Origin of the sequence: Methylomonas sp. MED-D (assembly GCF_050276835.1) — a bacterium.
In the GTDB taxonomy this organism is placed as follows: Bacteria; Pseudomonadota; Gammaproteobacteria; order Methylococcales; family Methylomonadaceae; genus Methylomonas; species Methylomonas koyamae_A.
The window spans coordinates 2,182,544-2,199,080 of sequence record NZ_CP189965.1; the positions used below are offsets into that span (position 1 = coordinate 2,182,544).

Here is a 16,537-nt window from a genome sequence, read left to right on the forward strand (position 1 = left end):
ATCGCTGGCAAACGGTTGTAGCTCTTAAGCGGGGTTTTTACCAACTATTACACAGGCTTATATGAATATGCGAGTTGAGTTTGCTAGAACACTGATCTTGAACGGCACGTTCGCCTTGTTGAGCGCCTGCGCCGCCACGCCAGCGACGGATCCGAGAGATCCTTACGAAAACTACAATCGAAAAGTCCAGTCGTTCAACGACGGACTGGACGATTACTTGATGAAACCGGCGGCGGAGGCGTACCGGTCGGTGACGCCGGATTTCGCTAACCGCGGCATCAGCAATTTCTTTAGCAACGTGGACGATATTGGCGTGATCGCTAACGAGGCCTTACAAGGGAGTTTTTCGCAATCCGGCCTGGACGGCGCCAGATTGCTGATCAATTCCACGGTGGGGCTGGCGGGATTTGTGGATGTCGCCACGATGCTGGATTTTCCCAAGCATGAGGAAAGTTTTGACAAGACGCTGGCGATTTGGGGTGTCGAAACTGGACCGTATTTGGTGTTGCCGGTGCTGGGGCCGAGTTCGGTTCGAGGCTTGGGTAGCGCGGTCGGCGACGCGGCGCTGAATCCGGTCACCTATCTCGGCCTGCCGGTGGCCGCGTCGGTGGGTTCCGGTGCCTTAAGCGCGGTCGACAAACGCGCCGATCACTTAGCGATCGAAAAAATCGCCAGTGAAGCGGCAATCGACCGGTACGACTTTTTCAAGAACGCCTTCCTATCGCATCGGCGTTATGCGGTCGAAGTGGGCGACTTGCGTGAAGACGATCCGCTCGAGTCCGCCGATTCGGACGATAGTCAAACAAAGGAGGCCGGAAATTAACGGCCGCGCGTTGGCATCGAGAGGCTCGTCAAGTCGGTGCGGTCCAGAGCGATGTGAGGCCGTCGGCAAGCCGCCGGCGGGTCGGACGCCTAGATCAGCGGGTTTTTGCGAAAAACGCCAATATTTTTTGCATTGGTACTTGTCGGGAGGCGATTCTTCGGGAATAATAAAAACGAAACATTTTATTTTTATTTTACCGGAGCAAATTATGGCAGCGGAAACGATGAACAAACCCAAAGTAGGGCGGCCGAGAGCCGGTACCGAAACCGAGCGGAACGACTATCTGCTGGATCAGGCTCTGGCGCTGTTCATGCGCGAGGGCTATGCCAACACCAGTATCGCTAAAATCGCGGCGGCGGCCGGGGCTTCGACCCGAACTATTTACGAACGCTATAAAAACAAAGCCGAATTGATGCTGGCTTCGGTGGACCGCTTGGTCGAAACCGATATTTCCGAACTGCAGCGTATCGATGGCTTGGCGACGATGTCTTGCAGCGAGGGTTTGACCGCGCTCGGCGAAACGTTGCTGGCTAAAGTCATGCAGCCCGACATGATTTCGTTTTACCGCATGGGCGTTGCCGAGGCGCGGCAATTTCCGGAGCTGAGCGATTTGATCGAAACCAGCGGTCCTCAACGGATTTACCAGATGATTGCCGAATATTTGCGCGGCCACGACGAGATAAGCGGGTTATCCGCTGCAGAGCGTCAGCGCGCGGCGGCCCTGTTCTTGGAAATGTTGGTCGCCGAGCCGAGAAACAAGGCGCTATTCGGTTGCCTGGCTGCCGACTGGGATGCCCGCGCCCACGTCGAATTTGTCGTTAAGGTGTTTTTGTTCGGCATTGCCGACGGGAGGTCTGCGTGAGAGCGACCTTATTGACTATTCTGGCCGGCGGCGCGTTAGCCGGATGCAGCGTGTTTCCAGACTATGTCCGGCCGAGCATCGACACGCCTGCCCAATGGCAAGCCCAAAGGACCGAAGCCGCCGGCGCGGCGGAGCGGCTGGACTGGTGGCGCCAGTTCAACGATCCGGTGTTGAGCCGTTTGCTCCAGGCCGCCGAACAGGATAATCCGACGCTGGAGCAAGCCGTGGCGAATATAGCGTCGGCGCGCGCCAGCCTGGCCGGCGCGGAGGCGGGCGGCATGCCCAGCTTGACCACCAAAGGGGCTTTCACTCGCTCCAAGGGTGGCACCTCCACCGGCACCGGCACGCAAACCACCAGCGCTAGCGGCTCGAGTTTCAATACCGGCATTACTCAAATCTTGTCCGGTAGTCTCGATGCCAGTTGGGAGTTGGATTTATTCGGCAAATTCGCCTTCAACCGGCAGGCCGAGCAGGCCCGACTGGCGGCGGCCGAATTGACGCTGCACAACGCTAAAGTGAGTTTGGCGGCCGAGGTAGCGAGCGATTACGTCAGTTACCGGGCCTGTCAACTGACGGCGACCGCCTATCAAAACGCGATCGCTTCCAAACAAGACACCGCGCGCTTGACCGGCGTGCTGGCCGGTGCGGGATTTTCGTCGCCGGCCGACGCGGTATTGGCCGACGCCAGCTTGCATGCCAGCGAATCCAGTCTGATCGCGCAACGCACGGAGTGCGACAACACCGTCAAGGCCTTGGTGGCATTGACCGGTCTGGCGGAAGCCGATTTACGCGCTTGGCTGGCGGCTGGCGGAGGCATACCGGTACCCGCGCAATTTCAAGTGGATAGTGTGCCGGCCGATTTGCTGACCCAGCGGCCGGATTTGGCCGCCGACGAGCGTAAGTTGGCGGCGGCCAGCGCCGACATTGGCAACGCGGTCGCCAAACGCTATCCCAGCGTCAGCCTGACCGGTTCTATCGGCAAGCGCAAAACCGAAACCACCGGATTGACCTTGAGCAGCAACACCTGGTCGATCGGACCGACCGTTACCTTGCCGATCTTCGACGGCGGCGAATTGCGTTCGAAGGTCGATAGCGCAGAAGCGGCTTATGCCAGCGCGCTGGCTACCTACCGGAGCGACATTCGCAGCGCGGTCAAGGAAGTCGAGCAAGCCCTGGTCAATCTGAGCGGTGCCGAGCAACGGGAACGCGTGGAAGGCCGTAGCGCCGAGCAATATCGCCAGTATTTTCGCGCGGCCGAGCTCAACTGGCGGTCAGGCGGTCTTAGTCTGCTGTCGCTGGAGGACGCGCGCGGCCAGATGATCACCCAAGAAATCAGTCACATTACCCAACAACAAAATCGCGTTCAGTATTGGATCGCGTTGTACAAGGCGCTGGGCGGCGGTTGGCGCGCCCAGGACACGCAATTAAGCGCCGGCGACACCCAGCGCGAGGAGTCATTATGAATATCAGCCAAACATTTTCGATACCGACCTGGATTGCCGGGTTAACCTTGGCCGGTCTAAGCATTGCGTTACCGGCTCTGACCAGCGCGCCGGCGCCGGCGGCGGTCGCCGCTAAATCCAAGGCGGTGCTGGCGGTCGAAACGCTGGTACCGACTAGACAGGAGTGGCCGGTGGCTATTAAGGTCAACGGCGCGGTGGCGGCTTGGCAAGAAGCCAAAATCGGCGCCGAAATCGGCAGTCTGCGCATCAAGCAAATATTAGTCGACGTCGGCAGCCGGGTTAAGCGCGGTCAGGACTTGGCGGCGTTGGCCGACGACACCGTCCTCGCCGAATTGCACAAACAACAAGCGAACGTCGACAAGAGTCGGGCCAATCTGGCTAAGGCCCAGGCCGATGCCGCCCGCGCCCGCGAAATTCAAGATAGCGGCGCCTTGTCGTCGCAAAAAATCGACGAATACGTGATTGCCGAGCAAACCGCCCGCGCCGATCTGGCCTTGGCGGAAGCGGAGCTGGAAAATCAGCGGATCCGCTTGAGCCAGACTCATATCGTCGCGCCGGACGACGGCGTGATTTCGGCGCGCGGCGCCGGCCTGGGCGACGTGGTGGCGGCCGGGACCGAGTTGTTCCGGCTGGTGCGCCAGGGGCGGGTGGAGTGGCGGGCCGAGGTCAATGCCCAACAGCTTGCGCAAATCCGCGTCGGCCAAGCGGTGGAATTGAGCTTGCCCGACGGCGGCGGTGTGATCGGCAATGTGCGGATGACCGCGCCGACCGTGGACGACAACACCCGCAACGCGCTGGTTTACGTCGATATTCCCAACGCCGGGGCCAAGCCGGGCATGTATTTGCAAGGCAGCATCGTCGTCGGCGCGCAAACCGCCTTGGTCGTGCCGCAGACCGCGTTGGTCTTGCGGGACGGCCGCGATTACCTGTTCGAAATCGCCAAGCCCTCCGGCTCGGCGGACCAAACCGCCAGGTCGGTGATTCAACGTAGCGTCGTCACCGGCCGCCGAGTCGGCGACTGGGTGGAAATTCGCGAAGGCATCTCCGGCGATGCCAGTTTGATCGCCGGTGGCGGGGCGTTTTTGAAGGATGGCGACATCGTCAACGTAACGCCTAAAACCTGAACCGCGCCGAAGCAGTCCGCCCGGTAGCGCGCCGGCCTGACGCCGGACCATCCGCCTGCCAACGGCGACTTTTTCAGCCGCGATGCCGAGCGCATCGCTATTTATCAACGTCCAAGCACCGTATCGCGGTCTTGGGCGTGGGAGCAAAATCATGAACTTTTCCGCATGGGCCATCCGCAAGCCGGTACCCAGTCTATTGTTGTTCGCGGTGCTGTCCATCCTGGGCGGCATGGGTCTCAAGCAACTGGGCAAACAAAACTTCCCGGACATCGAAGTGCCTATCATCACCGTCGCCGCCACGCTGGAAGGCGCGGCGCCGGCGCAATTGGAAACCGAAGTGGCGCGCAAGATCGAGGACAAGATCGCCGCCATCGGCGGCGTCGAGCACGTGCGCACCACGATCACCGACGGCTCGGTGGCGATTAAGGTGGAGTTCAACATCGACAAGAACTCCGAGGAGGCGTTGAACCAAGTGCGCAACGCGGTGGATGGCGTGCGCGCCGAATTGCCGTCGGCGATGGCCGCGCCCATCATTTCCAAGACCACGACGGCCGGTAACGCCATTCTGACGTATGTGGTCAGCGCCGAGAATATGGATGAAGCGGCACTGTCGTGGTTCGTCGATAACGATGTCAGCAAGCGTTTACTAGCGGTCAACGGCGTCGGCAGGGTGACGCGTACCGGCGGGGTCGATCGCGAGGTCCACGTCGATCTCGATCCGGTACGGATGGCCGGCTTGGGCGCGCAGGTCAGCGAAGTGGCGACGCAGCTGAAAAAAGTCCAGCAGGATGCGTCCGGCGGTCGCGGCGACATCGGCGGCGGCGTGCAGGCGGTGCGTACCTTGGGCCGGGTGGCGACGGCCGGCGAATTGCGTAACCTGGATATTCCGCTCGCCGACGGCAGCCACATCAAGCTGGATCAAATTGCCGACATCAGCGATACCATCGCCGAACGTTCCACTTACGCGACCCTCGACGGCCAGCCGGTTATCGGCTTCGATATCGTGCGCAACAAAGGCACTAGCGAAGTGACCGTGGCGGAAGCGGTGCGCGCGGCACTGGCCGAGTTTGGCGCCGCGCATCCGCAGGTACAAATCCGCGAGGCCTTCGACACCGTCCAGCCGGTCGAGGACAACTATACCGGCTCGATGCATTTGCTGTACGAAGGGGCCTTCCTGGCTGTGGTCGTGGTTTGGTGGTTTTTGCGGGACTGGCGGGCGACGCTGGTCGCGGCGGTCGCGTTGCCCTTGTCCATCCTGCCGACTTTCGCGGCGATGTGGTATTTCGGCTTCAGCCTGAACATTCTGTCCTTGCTGGCCTTGGCGCTGGTGGTGGGTATTTTGGTGGACGATGCCATTGTCGAAATCGAAAACATCGTGCGTCATTTAAGGATGGGTAAGACGCCGCTGCAGGCGGCAATGGACGCCGCCGACGAAATCGGCTTCGCGGTGATCGCCACCACCTTTACCTTGGTGGCGGTGTTCTTGCCGACCGCGTTCATGGGCGGGGTACCCGGCAAATTCTTTCGTCAATTCGGCATGACCGCGGCGGCGGCGGTATTGGCCTCGTTGTTGGTGGCGCGCTTGCTGACGCCGATGATGGCGGCCTATTGGTTGAAACCGCATCCGGAACGCGACAGCGGCGATAATCCGGCTATGCGGGCTTATCTGAAGGTGGTGGACTGGTGCCTAGGCCATCGCTGGATGGTTGGCGTCGGCGTGGTGGCGTTCGTGGCCGGTTCGCTGAGCCTGATGCCCTTATTGCCCAAGGGTTTCGTACCGGCTTCCGACAACAGTCAAACCAAGGTTTCGCTGGAATTGCCGCCGGGCAGCACGCTGGCGCAAACCCGCAACATCGCCGCCGAGGCCGAACGCCGTTTGCGCGAGTTGCCGGACGTCACCCAAGTCTTTACGGCGGACGGCGTTTCCAGCAGTGGCGGTGGTGGTCCGGACGCCGCAGCCACCAACTACGAGGTGCGCAAGGCGACCTTGACCTTGAGCCTGCGCGACCGTACCGAACGCCCGTATAATCAAACTACGATCGAGGCGGCGATACGCGACAAACTGGCCGATTTGCCCGGCGTGCGCGTGGCCGTCGGCAGTGGCGGTAGTGGCGAAAAGCTGCAACTAACGCTGGCTAGTGACGATCCGCAAGCCTTGCGCCGGGCCGCCGACGCGGTCGAACTCGAACTGAGGCAAGTGCGCGGCCTGGGCAACATTACGTCGAGCGCTAGTTTGCAACGCCCGGAGATTCAGATTACCCCGGATTTCAACAAGGCCGCCGAATTGGGCGTCACGGTCGAGGCCTTGGCCGAAGTGGTTAGGGTCGCCAGTTACGGCGACTATGCCAACGTGATGGCCAAGCTGAATCTGCCGCAACGGCAAATCCCGATTCGGGTGCGGCTGGCCGAGTCCGTGCGCCACAGTCTCGACGAAATCGGCCAACTGCGGGTGGCCGGACGCGCCGGCAGCGTCAGTTTGGCGACCTTGGCCGACATTCGTCTGGCCGGTGGCTTGCAGCAGATCGATCGCTTGGACCGGATGCGCAACACCACCTTCGAAATCGAGTTGGGCGAGCGCGTAGTCGGCGACGTGCTGGCCGAAGTCATGCAATTACCGACCATGCAAAACCTGCCGGCCGGCGTGCGCACGATTGAGTCCGGCGACGCGCAACGGATGAACGAGTTGTTCGGCAGTTTCGGCGGGGCGATGGCGATTGGCGTGTTGTGCATTTACGTGGTTTTAGTGCTGCTGTTCGGCGACTTCAGCCAACCGGTGACGATACTCGGCGCATTGCCGTTGTCGCTGGGCGGAGCCTTCCTGGCCTTGCTGATGACCGGCGGCAGTTTCGCGATGCCCAGCGTGATCGGGTTGTTAATGCTAATGGGCGTCGTCACCAAAAACTCTATCCTGCTGGTCGAATACGCGATGATCGCCCGCCGCGAGCGCGGCATGAGCCGGCTGGACGCGGTGATCGATAGTTGCCGTAAGCGGGTGCAACCGATTCTGATGACGACGATCGCGATGGGCGCCGGCATGTTGCCGATCGCGCTGGGCCTGGGCGCCGACCCGAGTTTCCGGGCGCCGATGGCGATTACCGTGATCGGCGGCTTGCTGACGTCGACCGCGCTGAGTCTGGTGGTGATTCCGGTGGCGTATACCGCGATCGACGATTTGATGAGCACGCTACGTCGCGGCTTGGTTTGGTTAGCGCGGTTACGGCTCCGGCCGGTTTGGCGGGGATCGCCGGCGCGTTGACGTCTCGCCAACGGTGCGCGGGCGGCGGCTATCACCGAAGTCCGCGTGGCGTCGTTGGTGGCCGCTTAGACTATCCTTAGTCAACGTAGGGTATGGAAGACCGGCGTGAATTGAAACTCTTGGGGGGATCGGGATGCCAACCATGCTAAGTCGCATGTTAAGGCGCGGTAGATCGTGGCTATTGCTGTCGTTAACGGCGATGGCTTGTCAGCGCGCTGAAGAACCGGCTTATAGTCCTAGTCTGAGCGATGTGCCGACGGAAATCGTCGAATATGTCGTCGGCATCCATCCCTTGCATAATCCGCAACGCTTGATGGAAATATACGGCCCCATCGTAGATCATATGAACCGGTACCTGCCCGACGCCCGCTTCAAGCTGGAAGCTTCGCGCAATTACGAAGAATTCGACAAAAAACTGTATGCGGGCCATTTTGCGTTCGCGATGCCTAACCCCTATCAATCGGTCGAGGCCCTGCAACACGGCTATCGAATCTTCGCCAAAATGGCCGACGACGAGAACTTTCGCGGCATCATCTTGGTACGCAAGGATGGCGGGATCCGTGAGCTAAGCGATTTGAAAGGCAAGGCGGTGGCTTATCCCGCTCCGACTGCGTTGGCGGCGACGATGTTACCGCAATATTTTTTGCAGACCCACGGTATCGACGTTAACCGCGACATCGAGAATCGCTACGTCGGATCGCAAGAGTCGGTGATTATCAACGTATTGCTCGGCCACGTCGCCGCCGGCGCGACTTGGCCGGTGCCTTGGACCAGCTTTTCCAAACAGCGTCCGGAGCAGGCCGCCGAATTGGAAGTGAAATGGCGGACGGATACGCTACCGAATAACGCCTGGGTCGTTCGCGCGGATATTCCAGGTGGGCTGGCCGGACGCTTCGCCGAGGAATTGCTGGCATTGCAGGATAGCGAGGAGGGCAGAGCGATTCTGGCTGGTTTGCCGGTATCGCGTTTCGAAGTGGCCGACGCCGAGACCTACCGGCCGGTTCGCGATTTTCTGGTGAAATTTTCGAGCGCGGTGAGGCCGTTAGACTGAATGAACGACAAATTTCGATGAAAGGGCTAAGCGAGTTGCTGTCCTGCGCGCACAGCTTTTGGGGGCGTTCTATCCGTCGCCAGATGGTTTGGTCGTTTTCGCTGGCGGCTTTGGCGACAGTCGCCGGTGCCGGAATATTATTGTTATCGGCGCAACGCGAATTTTTATATGAGCAAGGTCAGCGAAGCGCGTTCGAGTTGGCCAGGACGCTGGCCTTCGGTAGCGCTTCGTGGGTGTTGGCCAACGACCTGGCCGGCTTGCAAGAAGTCTTGAAAGGGGCGGCGGAAACCACCGATTTGAGTTTTGCCGTTGTCATTTCGCCGCGCGGAGAAGTCTTGGCCTCCACTCGGCCTGAGTATATCGGCCGATATTTCACCGATCCGGTCAGTCTGAGTTTGTTAGGCCGGTCCGCGGAGCCGCAAGTCCTCTTGAATCGGGATGACTTGATCGATGTCGCGGTCCCGATCAAGGCCAACAACGCACCGATCGGTTGGCTGAGAGTCGAATTGAGCCGGGTCGGTAAAATCCGTGAACTGCGCTCGTTGGCCTTTGCCGGCTTGGGGATTGCCGGATTGTTGTTGCTGAGCATCGTCGTGATTGCAACCGCGCTGTCGAGGGGATTGACCCGCGGCCTGAATCACTTGATGACCGTCGCGATCGATGCCGAGCATGGTCGGACCTTTCGGCGCGAGGCGCTGACCCGTCGAGACGAGGTTGGCGTTTTGGCACGCCATCTCTATCGTATGCTGGATGCGATCGAGTCCGAAAAAGCCGCCAAATTCGCCAGCGAGGCGCGTTTTCGCCGATTGGTGCAAGTCATGCCGATACCATTGGGTTCGGCCGACAAGGACGGTGTGATCCGGGAGTTCAACGATTGCTTCGCGGAATTGTTCGGATACTCGCGCGCCGATATTCCGACGTTGGATGATTGGTTCCAAAAGGCCTACCCGGATCCGGACTACCGAATCTGGGCTATGGCTACCTGGGATGCGGCCGTTCAAGAAGCCATCGAGAGCGGCGAGAGTATTCGTCCGCGCGAATACCGGGTGACTTGCAAAAACGGTGACGTGCGGGTCATGGATATTGCCGGCGTGGTATTGGGCGATGACGTGTTGGCGATCTTCATCGACATGACCGAGCGGATGCGGAATGCCGAGCAACTCCGGCGTTATAAAGACCATCTCGAGGACGAAGTGCAGCAGCGCACCGCGGATTTGGTGTTGGCCCGCAATGCCGCCGAAACCGCCAACAAGGCCAAGAGCACTTTTCTGGCAAATATGAGCCACGAGTTGCGCACGCCGCTGAACGCCATTATGGGCTTTTCCAATGTGATGCGCGGCGATCCGCAATTGCGCGACGATCAGCGTATGAATTTGGACATTATTAACCGCAGCGGCGAACATTTGCTAAATCTAATCAACGACGTACTGGAAATGGCCAAGATCGAGGCCGGTCGGTTTCAATTGGAAAACGTCGCTTTCGATTTGGGTGGTTTGATTCGCGATATCACCGAGATGCTGGACATTCGCGCCAAGGAAAAGGGCTTGCGCTTGTTGGTCGATCAGTCGTCGCGGTTTCCGCGTTACGTGGTTGGCGATCAGGCGCATTTGCGCCAAGTGTTGATTAACTTGGTCGGGAATGCGGTTAAATTCACCGAGCAAGGCGGGGTGATCTTGCGCTTGGGTGTGCGGGAGAACAGTACCTCGCACCTACTGATCGAAATCGAAGACACCGGTCCCGGTATCGAGCCGCGCGACCAGCAACGGGTGTTCGAGCCGTTCGAACAATTGGGCGAGCAGGGCGCCAACAAGGGCACGGGATTGGGTTTGACGATCACCCGTCAGTTCGTGCGGTTAATGGGTGGCAAATTGGAATTGCGCAGCAGCCCTGGGGTGGGTTCTATATTCGCAGTCGATCTGCCGCTGATCGAGGCGGACGAAGCCGACGTACTCAGTTCGCCGCGCCGAGAGCCGGCCAACGTGGTCGGCTTGGTACCCGGACAGCCGAATTATCGTATCTTGATCGTCGAGGACCAGATCGAAAATCAATTGTTGTTGAGCAAGCTCATGGAGTCGGTCGGTTTGCCGGTCAGGGTCGCCGAGAACGGCGAGCGCGGGGTAGCGCTATTTCGCGAATGGCGGCCGGATTTAATCTGGATGGACCGGCGTATGCCGGTCATGGACGGTCAGGAAGCGACCCGAATCATTCGCGGCCTGCCGGGCGGCGAGCTTGTCAAAATAGTGGCAGTCACCGCGTCGGTATTCGTCGAACAGCGCGAGGAGTTATTGCGATCGGGAATGGACGACTTTGTCCGCAAGCCCTACCGGTTCAGCGAAATTTACGATTGTTTGTCTCGGCAATTAGGCATCCGCTTTATTTACGAGGGTTCGTTCCGGCCGGAACAGCAAACCGCCGTTTTGACGCCCGGCAGTTTACTGGTGTTGCCGGCGTCGCTACGCGAAGAGTTGGCACAAGCCTTGGAGAGTCTGGAGGCGGAACGGATCGCCGATGTGATCGGCCGCATCACCGCGAGCGATCCGGGTTTGGGTAAAACCTTGACTCAATTCGCCGAGGATTTCGACTATCCAGCCATTTTGAAAGCCTTGCAGGCCTTGAATTAAACGGCGGCCGCTGTTCGCGGGAATTTGGCCGGCGGCGGGCTGGGTTGATCCAAGTTTGAGAATCCGAGCCGCCAACGCTCAATCCGGCTCCAGTACCCGGTAGAGCATTTCCTTGACCGTGTGCGGATCGAAGGGTTTGTCGCAAATCGCCGACACGCCGGCCTTGTGGACGTTGCTGAGGCGGGTTTGGTTATCTTCGCTGGTGACCATCAGAATCGGCACGATGGAATTGCCCAGGACCTGACGGATGTGTTTGATCAACTGCTGGCCATCCATGATCGGCATGTTGTAGTCGGTGACGATCAATTCGAAACCATCCTGATTTTGCTCGAACAGTTCGACGCCTTCCTTGCCGTCTCGGGCTTCGGTGATTTTTACGATGCCCATGTTGTTCAATACCCGGCAAATATGCTTACGGGCCAAATTGCTGTCGTCGACGACCAGGACCCTGACATTCTCGATGTCGTAATGCTCCAGGCTAATTTCCTGCGGATCGATGAATTCTATCGTCGCCCGTAGCGCATTTTTTAAGTCCTCGTGGGCGAAAGGTTTGGGCAGAATCGCGACCACGCCGGCTTGGCGGATAGCGTCCAGGACCGAGAAACTCGATTCGCTGGAGATCAGCATAAACGGAATGGTGTGTAGTTTAGGATCGTGACGGAGTTGTTCGACCAGTTCGACCGCCGTCATATCGGGTAAATACAGACTGCTGATGATTAAATCCGGCGGACTGCCGGTTTGCAGCAGTTTCAACGCGTCGGCGGCGCTTCCGACGCCTTCGATGGTGCTGACGCCCTCGCCGCGTAAATGCTGGACGATGACTTTCAGTTGAGTCGTGGAGGGCTCAATGAGTAGAATCGATAAGTCGGCTATGTTGATCGCATGCATGATGTCATTGCTTGAATAGTGACGCGAGGCGACGGCGATAAATAAATTACCCCCAAGAGCGGGCGTCGCGATTAGAATTGCGCGCTCGCCGGCCGATGGACTGGTGATTATTTCCCGATTCAGAATAGACCTTATTCCCTATGATTCAAGAAACCGTGGTGACGACGGTCAACCGCCAGGGTCGTCCGCATATCGCACCGATGGGTATTCACGTCGAGGAAGGCGGCTTGGCGATTCTGCCGTTCAAGCCGTCGACGACACTGGACAACATCCTGGAAACCGGGGTGGCCGTCGTCAATTATTGCGACGACGTACGGATTTTCGCCGGCTGCGTTACCGGTCGCCGCGATTGGCCGCTAACACCGGCCGAGCAAGTCGCGGGCATGTTTTTGACCGACGCGCTGGCGCATAGCGAAGTGCGCTTGAGCCGTCTGGAAGAGGATGAACATCGCCCAAAGTTGTTTTGCGAGGCGATATACACCGCCAATCACAAACCGTTTCGCGGCTTTAACCGGGCGCAATATGCGGTGTTGGAAGCGGCGATTTTGATTAGCCGTCTGGGTATGCTGCCGTGGGAAAAAATCGATGCGGAGCTAAGTTATTTGCGGATAGGTCTCGATAAGACAGCCGGCCCGGTCGAGCGCGAAGCCTGGGCTTGGTTGATGGCGGCGATAGCCGATTTTCGCGGCAAGGAGGCTTCATGACCGGGATGTTGGCTAGCGTCGATTGCTTGGACGAAGCGTTGCTGATTGAAGCGCTGGATGTCGATATCATCGATTTGAAGCAACCGGCCAGGGGGGCATTGGGTGCATTGGACGTGGCCGACGTGGCGGCGATCGTTGCCGCGCTACGACCGGACACCGTGGTCAGTGCGACAATCGGCGATTTGCCGATGCGGCCGGATCTGGTCGGCGCGGCGGTGGCCGGGATGGCGGCCACCGGCGTCGATTACGTCAAGATCGGCCTGTTTCCTGGCGGCGACTGGTCGGGTAGCATTGCCGCCGCCGGTCGATTCGCCGATAAGCAATCCCTGATAGCGGTCCTGTTTGCCGACGCTCAGCCGGATTTCTCGGTGGTCCCGCTACTGGCGCAAGCGGGCTTTCGCGGGGTGATGCTGGACACGATGGACAAAAGTGGCGGCTCGCTGACCGATTGGCAGAGCCTCGAGCGACTCGAGCGGTTTTTGAGCTTGGCACGCGAGCACGCACTGCTGACCGGCTTGGCCGGATCGTTGCGATTGGCGGACGTGCCCGGTTTATTGCCGTTGGCGGCGGACTATCTGGGCTTCCGCGGCGCCTTATGCCGGCAACACAACCGGGTGGCAGCGTTGGATCCGGCTCGTATTGATGCAATACGCGCGCTATTTTCCGGAGTCGAGGTTGGCGGATGCGTCGATTGCGGTCCGGCTTGAGTGGTCGTTATCGGTGTACCGTGAATCCTAGCCGAACGTTTTTGCTGGTGTAATCAACCACCAAGACGCTATTTCGCGGATCGGAGTTGCGTTTACAGGTCGGTCGTATCGGCGATGTTTTTATGGATGAGTTTGGTGCCGATCGCGATGATCACCAGAATAAACGGAATGGCGGCCGCTTCGACCAGCGCCGGGTCGATAGGCCAGCCGGCGGCGTGCAAACCTTCGGCGATTTTACCGGTCAGGCTGGCGGCGTAGTAGGCGATCGCGACGATGGAAATGCTTTCGACCGTTTGTTGTAAGCGCAATTGCATTTTAGCGCGTAGGGCCATCGACGACAGCAATCCTTGATTTTGCCGCTCGATGATAATGTCGACCTTGGTGCGCAACAACTGGCTGGCGTTGCTGACCCGCTCCGAGACCAGGTTGAAGCGGTGCGAGAGCGAGTTGCAGGTTGTCATCGCCGGATCGAGTCGCCGCTTTAAAAATTCTCCCAAGGTTTGAATGCCTTGAATCCGCACTTCGCGCAGATCGGTCAGGCGTTGGCCGACTAGCTGGTGATAGGCGCTGGCGGCGGCGAAGCGGAACTGGTGGCTGGAAATTTGGTTTTCGACCTCCGCCGCCAATGCGGTCAGTTCGTCCAGCAGTTTCGCGTCGTCGGCGTCGGGTTGGGTCATCGAGTTGGTGATCGCGTAGAGCTGGCGATCGGCCTTTTTAAGTTCCGGGTACTGTTTGCGGGCTATCGGGAAGGCCAACAAGGCGAGGACCCGATACACTTCAATATCGAACAAACGGTGCAGCAAGCGACCGGCCTGCGCGGTCTTCAATTCGTGGTTGACCACCAAAAAGCGGCTGAAGCCGTCGACGTGAATTCTAAAATCGGTAAATACCGACGCGGCACCGCCTGTCACTTTCGATCCGGCGACGGCATTGCCGACGAAGTAAGCGGTCAGTGGCGACAAGTCCGTTTCGTCTTGATACCGAATTTCTTCCGCCGAGACCACGGCGGCGTGCGCGGCGACGATGGTTTGGCCGCCGATTCGGGCTAGCCAGTCCACCGGCACTTTGCTCAAGGCCGGATCCTCGAAGGGTTCATCGGTGGCATCGTAGGCGTAAAACGTATACGTGCTGAATTCGCCGTGCTGCTCCCAACTCATCTGAAAAGCATCGAAGTTGGCGCTGAAATGATCGGCGTCGTTGCCTGGCGGAATGACGCCGAAACGTTCGCACAGCGCTTTTAGGTGCGGGCGTTCCAGGATTTTTTCGTCGTTCGACAAAGTCAGCGCTAGGTAACTGGCCCTCACCGGTAGGCGCGGAATCGACGACGCCCGGGCATGGACTTCGTTGTGCAGCACGAAGCGTTGCGGATGGTTTTGCGGGATTTGAAATAGCTTGGCCACGAGATCTGTAATAAAAGTCGAAGTGTTTAGGCAAGGTTGGTAGCCATTTTACTCGGAATTCGCCGGCTCAATGCATCCGGCCGGGCCGGCTGGCTTCCATGGATGGAAGCGAAGGTCCGCCAATTAAGCCACCTCGAGCCGCCGATCCGCACGAGTGGATGCTCGAAATCGGCGTCCGTTCCGCTAAATGAGCCTTGGGAAGCAGGTCCATGCCGGGCGAACGCCGATTGATTGTGCGAACCAACGCTCGGATACCGGAACAGATACGTTCTAATATTAAGCTTATACCGCTTATTGTTGCTTTTATGAAAACAATTAATCAATATCCAGCGGTATTGTGTAATTTTCTATCGGCGATATAGTGGAATCGTATTCACTCATCGACCGAAATACGGTTTAGGAGGCAAAATGACAATTCCGAAAATTGGAAAACCCGGCCCTGCTATCGGACTGTTGGCATCGGCAGGCGTATTAGCGGGTTTACCTTTAGAGTTCGTCGTGTCCGCGTTGTTATTTGCCGCGGTTATTCGCGGTAGCGTCTACATGATCGATCGGGCGATTCAAGGCGACCCGAACACCTAACGAGCGTTATCGGCTCAAATCCAAGTGGGTTAGTTCTTGTTTTACAGCGGATTCGGTTGATCCGCTGTAAAACGCCGTAAGTTTGCGTTCCGAGTTTTACCTTTGGAACGATTTCGAAAAGTCAATCGGCCAATTCCAATGCTGGCGCGTCGTTTTGAATACCTCCGCAATCAATATCTGTTGAGCGCTTAATTGCGGCATCGCCGGGACTTTCCAGGTCGTACTTATCAATTTGGCTAGCAAATTGCGCAGCCATCGTTCGTCCGAGCACGCGCGGCAAATAATGAAGCGGTAAGACTCTCCGTCATGAAATACTGCAAAATCCTCCAGACACAGCTCCAGCGAGTCTTTTTCGCCATATGGGCGCTTCTTAAGGCGGATTGTTCCGCCAACTAAATCGAGCTTGAATTCGGCTAATCCGACGATACCTTTTAGCATCTAGTTGGCGGCCATACCGGCAACAGATTGGGAGGCGTTGGCCGTTCGTATTAAAAGGGATTTTAGGCCTGTACTCGGATTTTTAGGGGAGTCAAAAATACCGAATCCATCCAGGTTTTGCTTGCGGGTCTGCGATTCGGCTCAACCTAACCACCGAGCCTATATTCGGGGGCACTCGGCTCGCTACGCCAGGATTAAATTCTTGAAATTTAAGATAGCTTTATCTCTCGCCAATTCGACGCGTCGTCGAGATCGCAGCGTTGTGTTTGTATTGCTTATCTAAAAAACGCTAGGCAAGGTCGTCCGATTTGGGTAGAATGGGCGCTTTAAGTTTGGCTGCGGTTAATCAGATTCGAAAGTTCGGCTGGTTCTTACGTATCTCAAATCTTATGGCCGAAAACATTGCCCAGGTAGCTCAGTCGGTAGAGCAGAGGACTGAAAATCCTCGTGTCGACAGTTCGATTCTGTCCCTGGGCACCACGTTCCGGTTGGTGGATCTCGAAAGCCCCTTTTAGGGGTTTTTTGTTTTGTGGGTCTTCGAAATGGCGAAGCTCGCAAGTTCTTGGTTGTTTATGGAAGAGCCTGAGGCTCTTTTTTTTTGGGTTTGAAAAGGTTAGG

General features: G+C 58.2%; 13 protein-coding genes and 1 tRNA gene. 11 read left to right on the forward strand and 3 right to left on the reverse strand.

From position 1 onward, the window contains the following. Nucleotides 1–61 precede the first annotated feature (61 nt). The 7 genes from ACQE3E_RS09670 (at nucleotide 62) to ACQE3E_RS09700 (ending at nucleotide 11,200) form a co-directional block, all read left to right on the forward strand. Entirely contained in the window at nucleotides 62–823 is a 762-nt protein-coding gene (locus ACQE3E_RS09670; RefSeq protein ID WP_281023010.1) for an MlaA family lipoprotein, read from the forward strand. A gap of 223 nt (nucleotides 824–1,046) precedes the next feature. Beyond that, nucleotides 1,047–1,685, forward strand: a complete 639-nt coding sequence (locus tag ACQE3E_RS09675) for a TetR/AcrR family transcriptional regulator C-terminal domain-containing protein (protein ID WP_427501561.1) — start codon at nucleotides 1,047–1,049, stop codon at nucleotides 1,683–1,685. Further along, nucleotides 1,682–3,148, forward strand: coding sequence for an efflux transporter outer membrane subunit (locus ACQE3E_RS09680; protein WP_427501562.1), 1,467 nt, complete (start codon nucleotides 1,682–1,684; stop codon nucleotides 3,146–3,148). The genes ACQE3E_RS09675 and ACQE3E_RS09680 overlap by 4 nt, the downstream gene beginning before the upstream one ends. After that, on the forward strand, nucleotides 3,145–4,272 hold the full coding sequence (locus ACQE3E_RS09685) for an efflux RND transporter periplasmic adaptor subunit (protein WP_427501563.1): 1,128 nt from the start codon (nucleotides 3,145–3,147) through the stop codon (nucleotides 4,270–4,272). Before ACQE3E_RS09680 ends, ACQE3E_RS09685 begins: the two co-directional genes overlap by 4 nt. Before the next feature lie 151 nt (nucleotides 4,273–4,423). Continuing rightward, nucleotides 4,424–7,528, forward strand: a complete 3,105-nt coding sequence (locus tag ACQE3E_RS09690; RefSeq protein ID WP_427501564.1) for an efflux RND transporter permease subunit — start codon at nucleotides 4,424–4,426, stop codon at nucleotides 7,526–7,528. Nucleotides 7,529–7,661: 133 nt separating this feature from the next. Further along, nucleotides 7,662–8,579 carry a phosphate/phosphite/phosphonate ABC transporter substrate-binding protein gene (locus ACQE3E_RS09695; RefSeq protein WP_427501565.1) on the forward strand — a complete coding sequence of 306 codons (918 nt, stop codon included), beginning with the start codon at nucleotides 7,662–7,664 and terminating at the stop codon, nucleotides 8,577–8,579. A gap of 17 nt (nucleotides 8,580–8,596) precedes the next feature. Beyond that, nucleotides 8,597–11,200, forward strand: coding sequence for an ATP-binding protein (locus ACQE3E_RS09700; RefSeq protein ID WP_427501566.1), 2,604 nt, complete (start codon nucleotides 8,597–8,599; stop codon nucleotides 11,198–11,200). 78 nt (nucleotides 11,201–11,278) lie between these two features. On the opposite strand, the gene ACQE3E_RS09705 is transcribed toward ACQE3E_RS09700, so the two are convergent. After that, a complete protein-coding gene (locus tag ACQE3E_RS09705) occupies nucleotides 11,279–12,088 on the reverse strand; it encodes a response regulator (RefSeq protein WP_064031760.1) in 810 nt (269 codons plus the stop codon). Nucleotides 12,089–12,228: 140 nt separating this feature from the next. Here ACQE3E_RS09705 and ACQE3E_RS09710 point away from each other — a divergent pair, with 140 nt between their 5' ends. Together ACQE3E_RS09710 and ACQE3E_RS09715 are read left to right on the forward strand one after the other, a co-directional pair. Next, complete coding sequence (locus ACQE3E_RS09710; RefSeq protein WP_313728209.1) at nucleotides 12,229–12,792, forward strand: DUF447 domain-containing protein; 564 nt, start codon at nucleotides 12,229–12,231, stop codon at nucleotides 12,790–12,792. Beyond that, nucleotides 12,789–13,499, forward strand: coding sequence for a (5-formylfuran-3-yl)methyl phosphate synthase (locus tag ACQE3E_RS09715; RefSeq protein WP_313728208.1), 711 nt, complete (start codon nucleotides 12,789–12,791; stop codon nucleotides 13,497–13,499). The genes ACQE3E_RS09710 and ACQE3E_RS09715 overlap by 4 nt, the downstream gene beginning before the upstream one ends. A 92-nt stretch (nucleotides 13,500–13,591) precedes the next feature. On the opposite strand, the gene ACQE3E_RS09720 is transcribed toward ACQE3E_RS09715, so the two are convergent. After that, nucleotides 13,592–14,899 (reverse strand): DUF3422 family protein, encoded by a 1,308-nt coding sequence (locus ACQE3E_RS09720; RefSeq protein WP_427501567.1) that lies wholly within the window; start codon nucleotides 14,897–14,899, stop codon nucleotides 13,592–13,594. 408 nt (nucleotides 14,900–15,307) lie between these two features. Here ACQE3E_RS09720 and ACQE3E_RS09725 point away from each other — a divergent pair, with 408 nt between their 5' ends. Then, nucleotides 15,308–15,481, forward strand: a complete 174-nt coding sequence (locus ACQE3E_RS09725) for a hypothetical protein (protein ID WP_157198016.1) — start codon at nucleotides 15,308–15,310, stop codon at nucleotides 15,479–15,481. Nucleotides 15,482–15,577: 96 nt separating this feature from the next. Here ACQE3E_RS09725 and ACQE3E_RS09730 read toward each other — a convergent pair whose 3' ends face one another. Continuing rightward, complete coding sequence (locus ACQE3E_RS09730; protein WP_313728205.1) at nucleotides 15,578–15,919, reverse strand: hypothetical protein; 342 nt, start codon at nucleotides 15,917–15,919, stop codon at nucleotides 15,578–15,580. A gap of 404 nt (nucleotides 15,920–16,323) precedes the next feature. Between ACQE3E_RS09730 and ACQE3E_RS09735 the strand changes: the two genes are divergently transcribed. Continuing rightward, nucleotides 16,324–16,399 (forward strand) — tRNA-Phe (locus ACQE3E_RS09735). Nucleotides 16,400–16,537: the final 138 nt, after the last annotated feature.

Bases quoted from the DNA above. Each gene is read 5' to 3' on its own strand.
- ACQE3E_RS09705 (WP_064031760.1), bottom strand. From the start codon at position 12,088: ATGCATGCGATCAACATAGCCGACTTATCGATTCTACTCATTGAGCCC.
- ACQE3E_RS09700 (WP_427501566.1), top strand. From the start codon at position 8,597: ATGAAAGGGCTAAGCGAGTTGCTGTCCTGCGCGCACAGCTTTTGGGGG.
- ACQE3E_RS09715 (WP_313728208.1), top strand. From the start codon at position 12,789: ATGACCGGGATGTTGGCTAGCGTCGATTGCTTGGACGAAGCGTTGCTG.
- ACQE3E_RS09710 (WP_313728209.1), top strand. From the start codon at position 12,229: ATGATTCAAGAAACCGTGGTGACGACGGTCAACCGCCAGGGTCGTCCG.
- ACQE3E_RS09685 (WP_427501563.1), top strand. From the start codon at position 3,145: ATGAATATCAGCCAAACATTTTCGATACCGACCTGGATTGCCGGGTTA.
- ACQE3E_RS09695 (WP_427501565.1), top strand. From the start codon at position 7,662: ATGCCAACCATGCTAAGTCGCATGTTAAGGCGCGGTAGATCGTGGCTA.
- ACQE3E_RS09675 (WP_427501561.1), top strand. From the start codon at position 1,047: ATGAACAAACCCAAAGTAGGGCGGCCGAGAGCCGGTACCGAAACCGAG.
- ACQE3E_RS09725 (WP_157198016.1), top strand. From the start codon at position 15,308: ATGACAATTCCGAAAATTGGAAAACCCGGCCCTGCTATCGGACTGTTG.
- ACQE3E_RS09670 (WP_281023010.1), top strand. From the start codon at position 62: ATGAATATGCGAGTTGAGTTTGCTAGAACACTGATCTTGAACGGCACG.
- ACQE3E_RS09690 (WP_427501564.1), top strand. From the start codon at position 4,424: ATGAACTTTTCCGCATGGGCCATCCGCAAGCCGGTACCCAGTCTATTG.
- ACQE3E_RS09730 (WP_313728205.1), bottom strand. From the start codon at position 15,919: ATGCTAAAAGGTATCGTCGGATTAGCCGAATTCAAGCTCGATTTAGTT.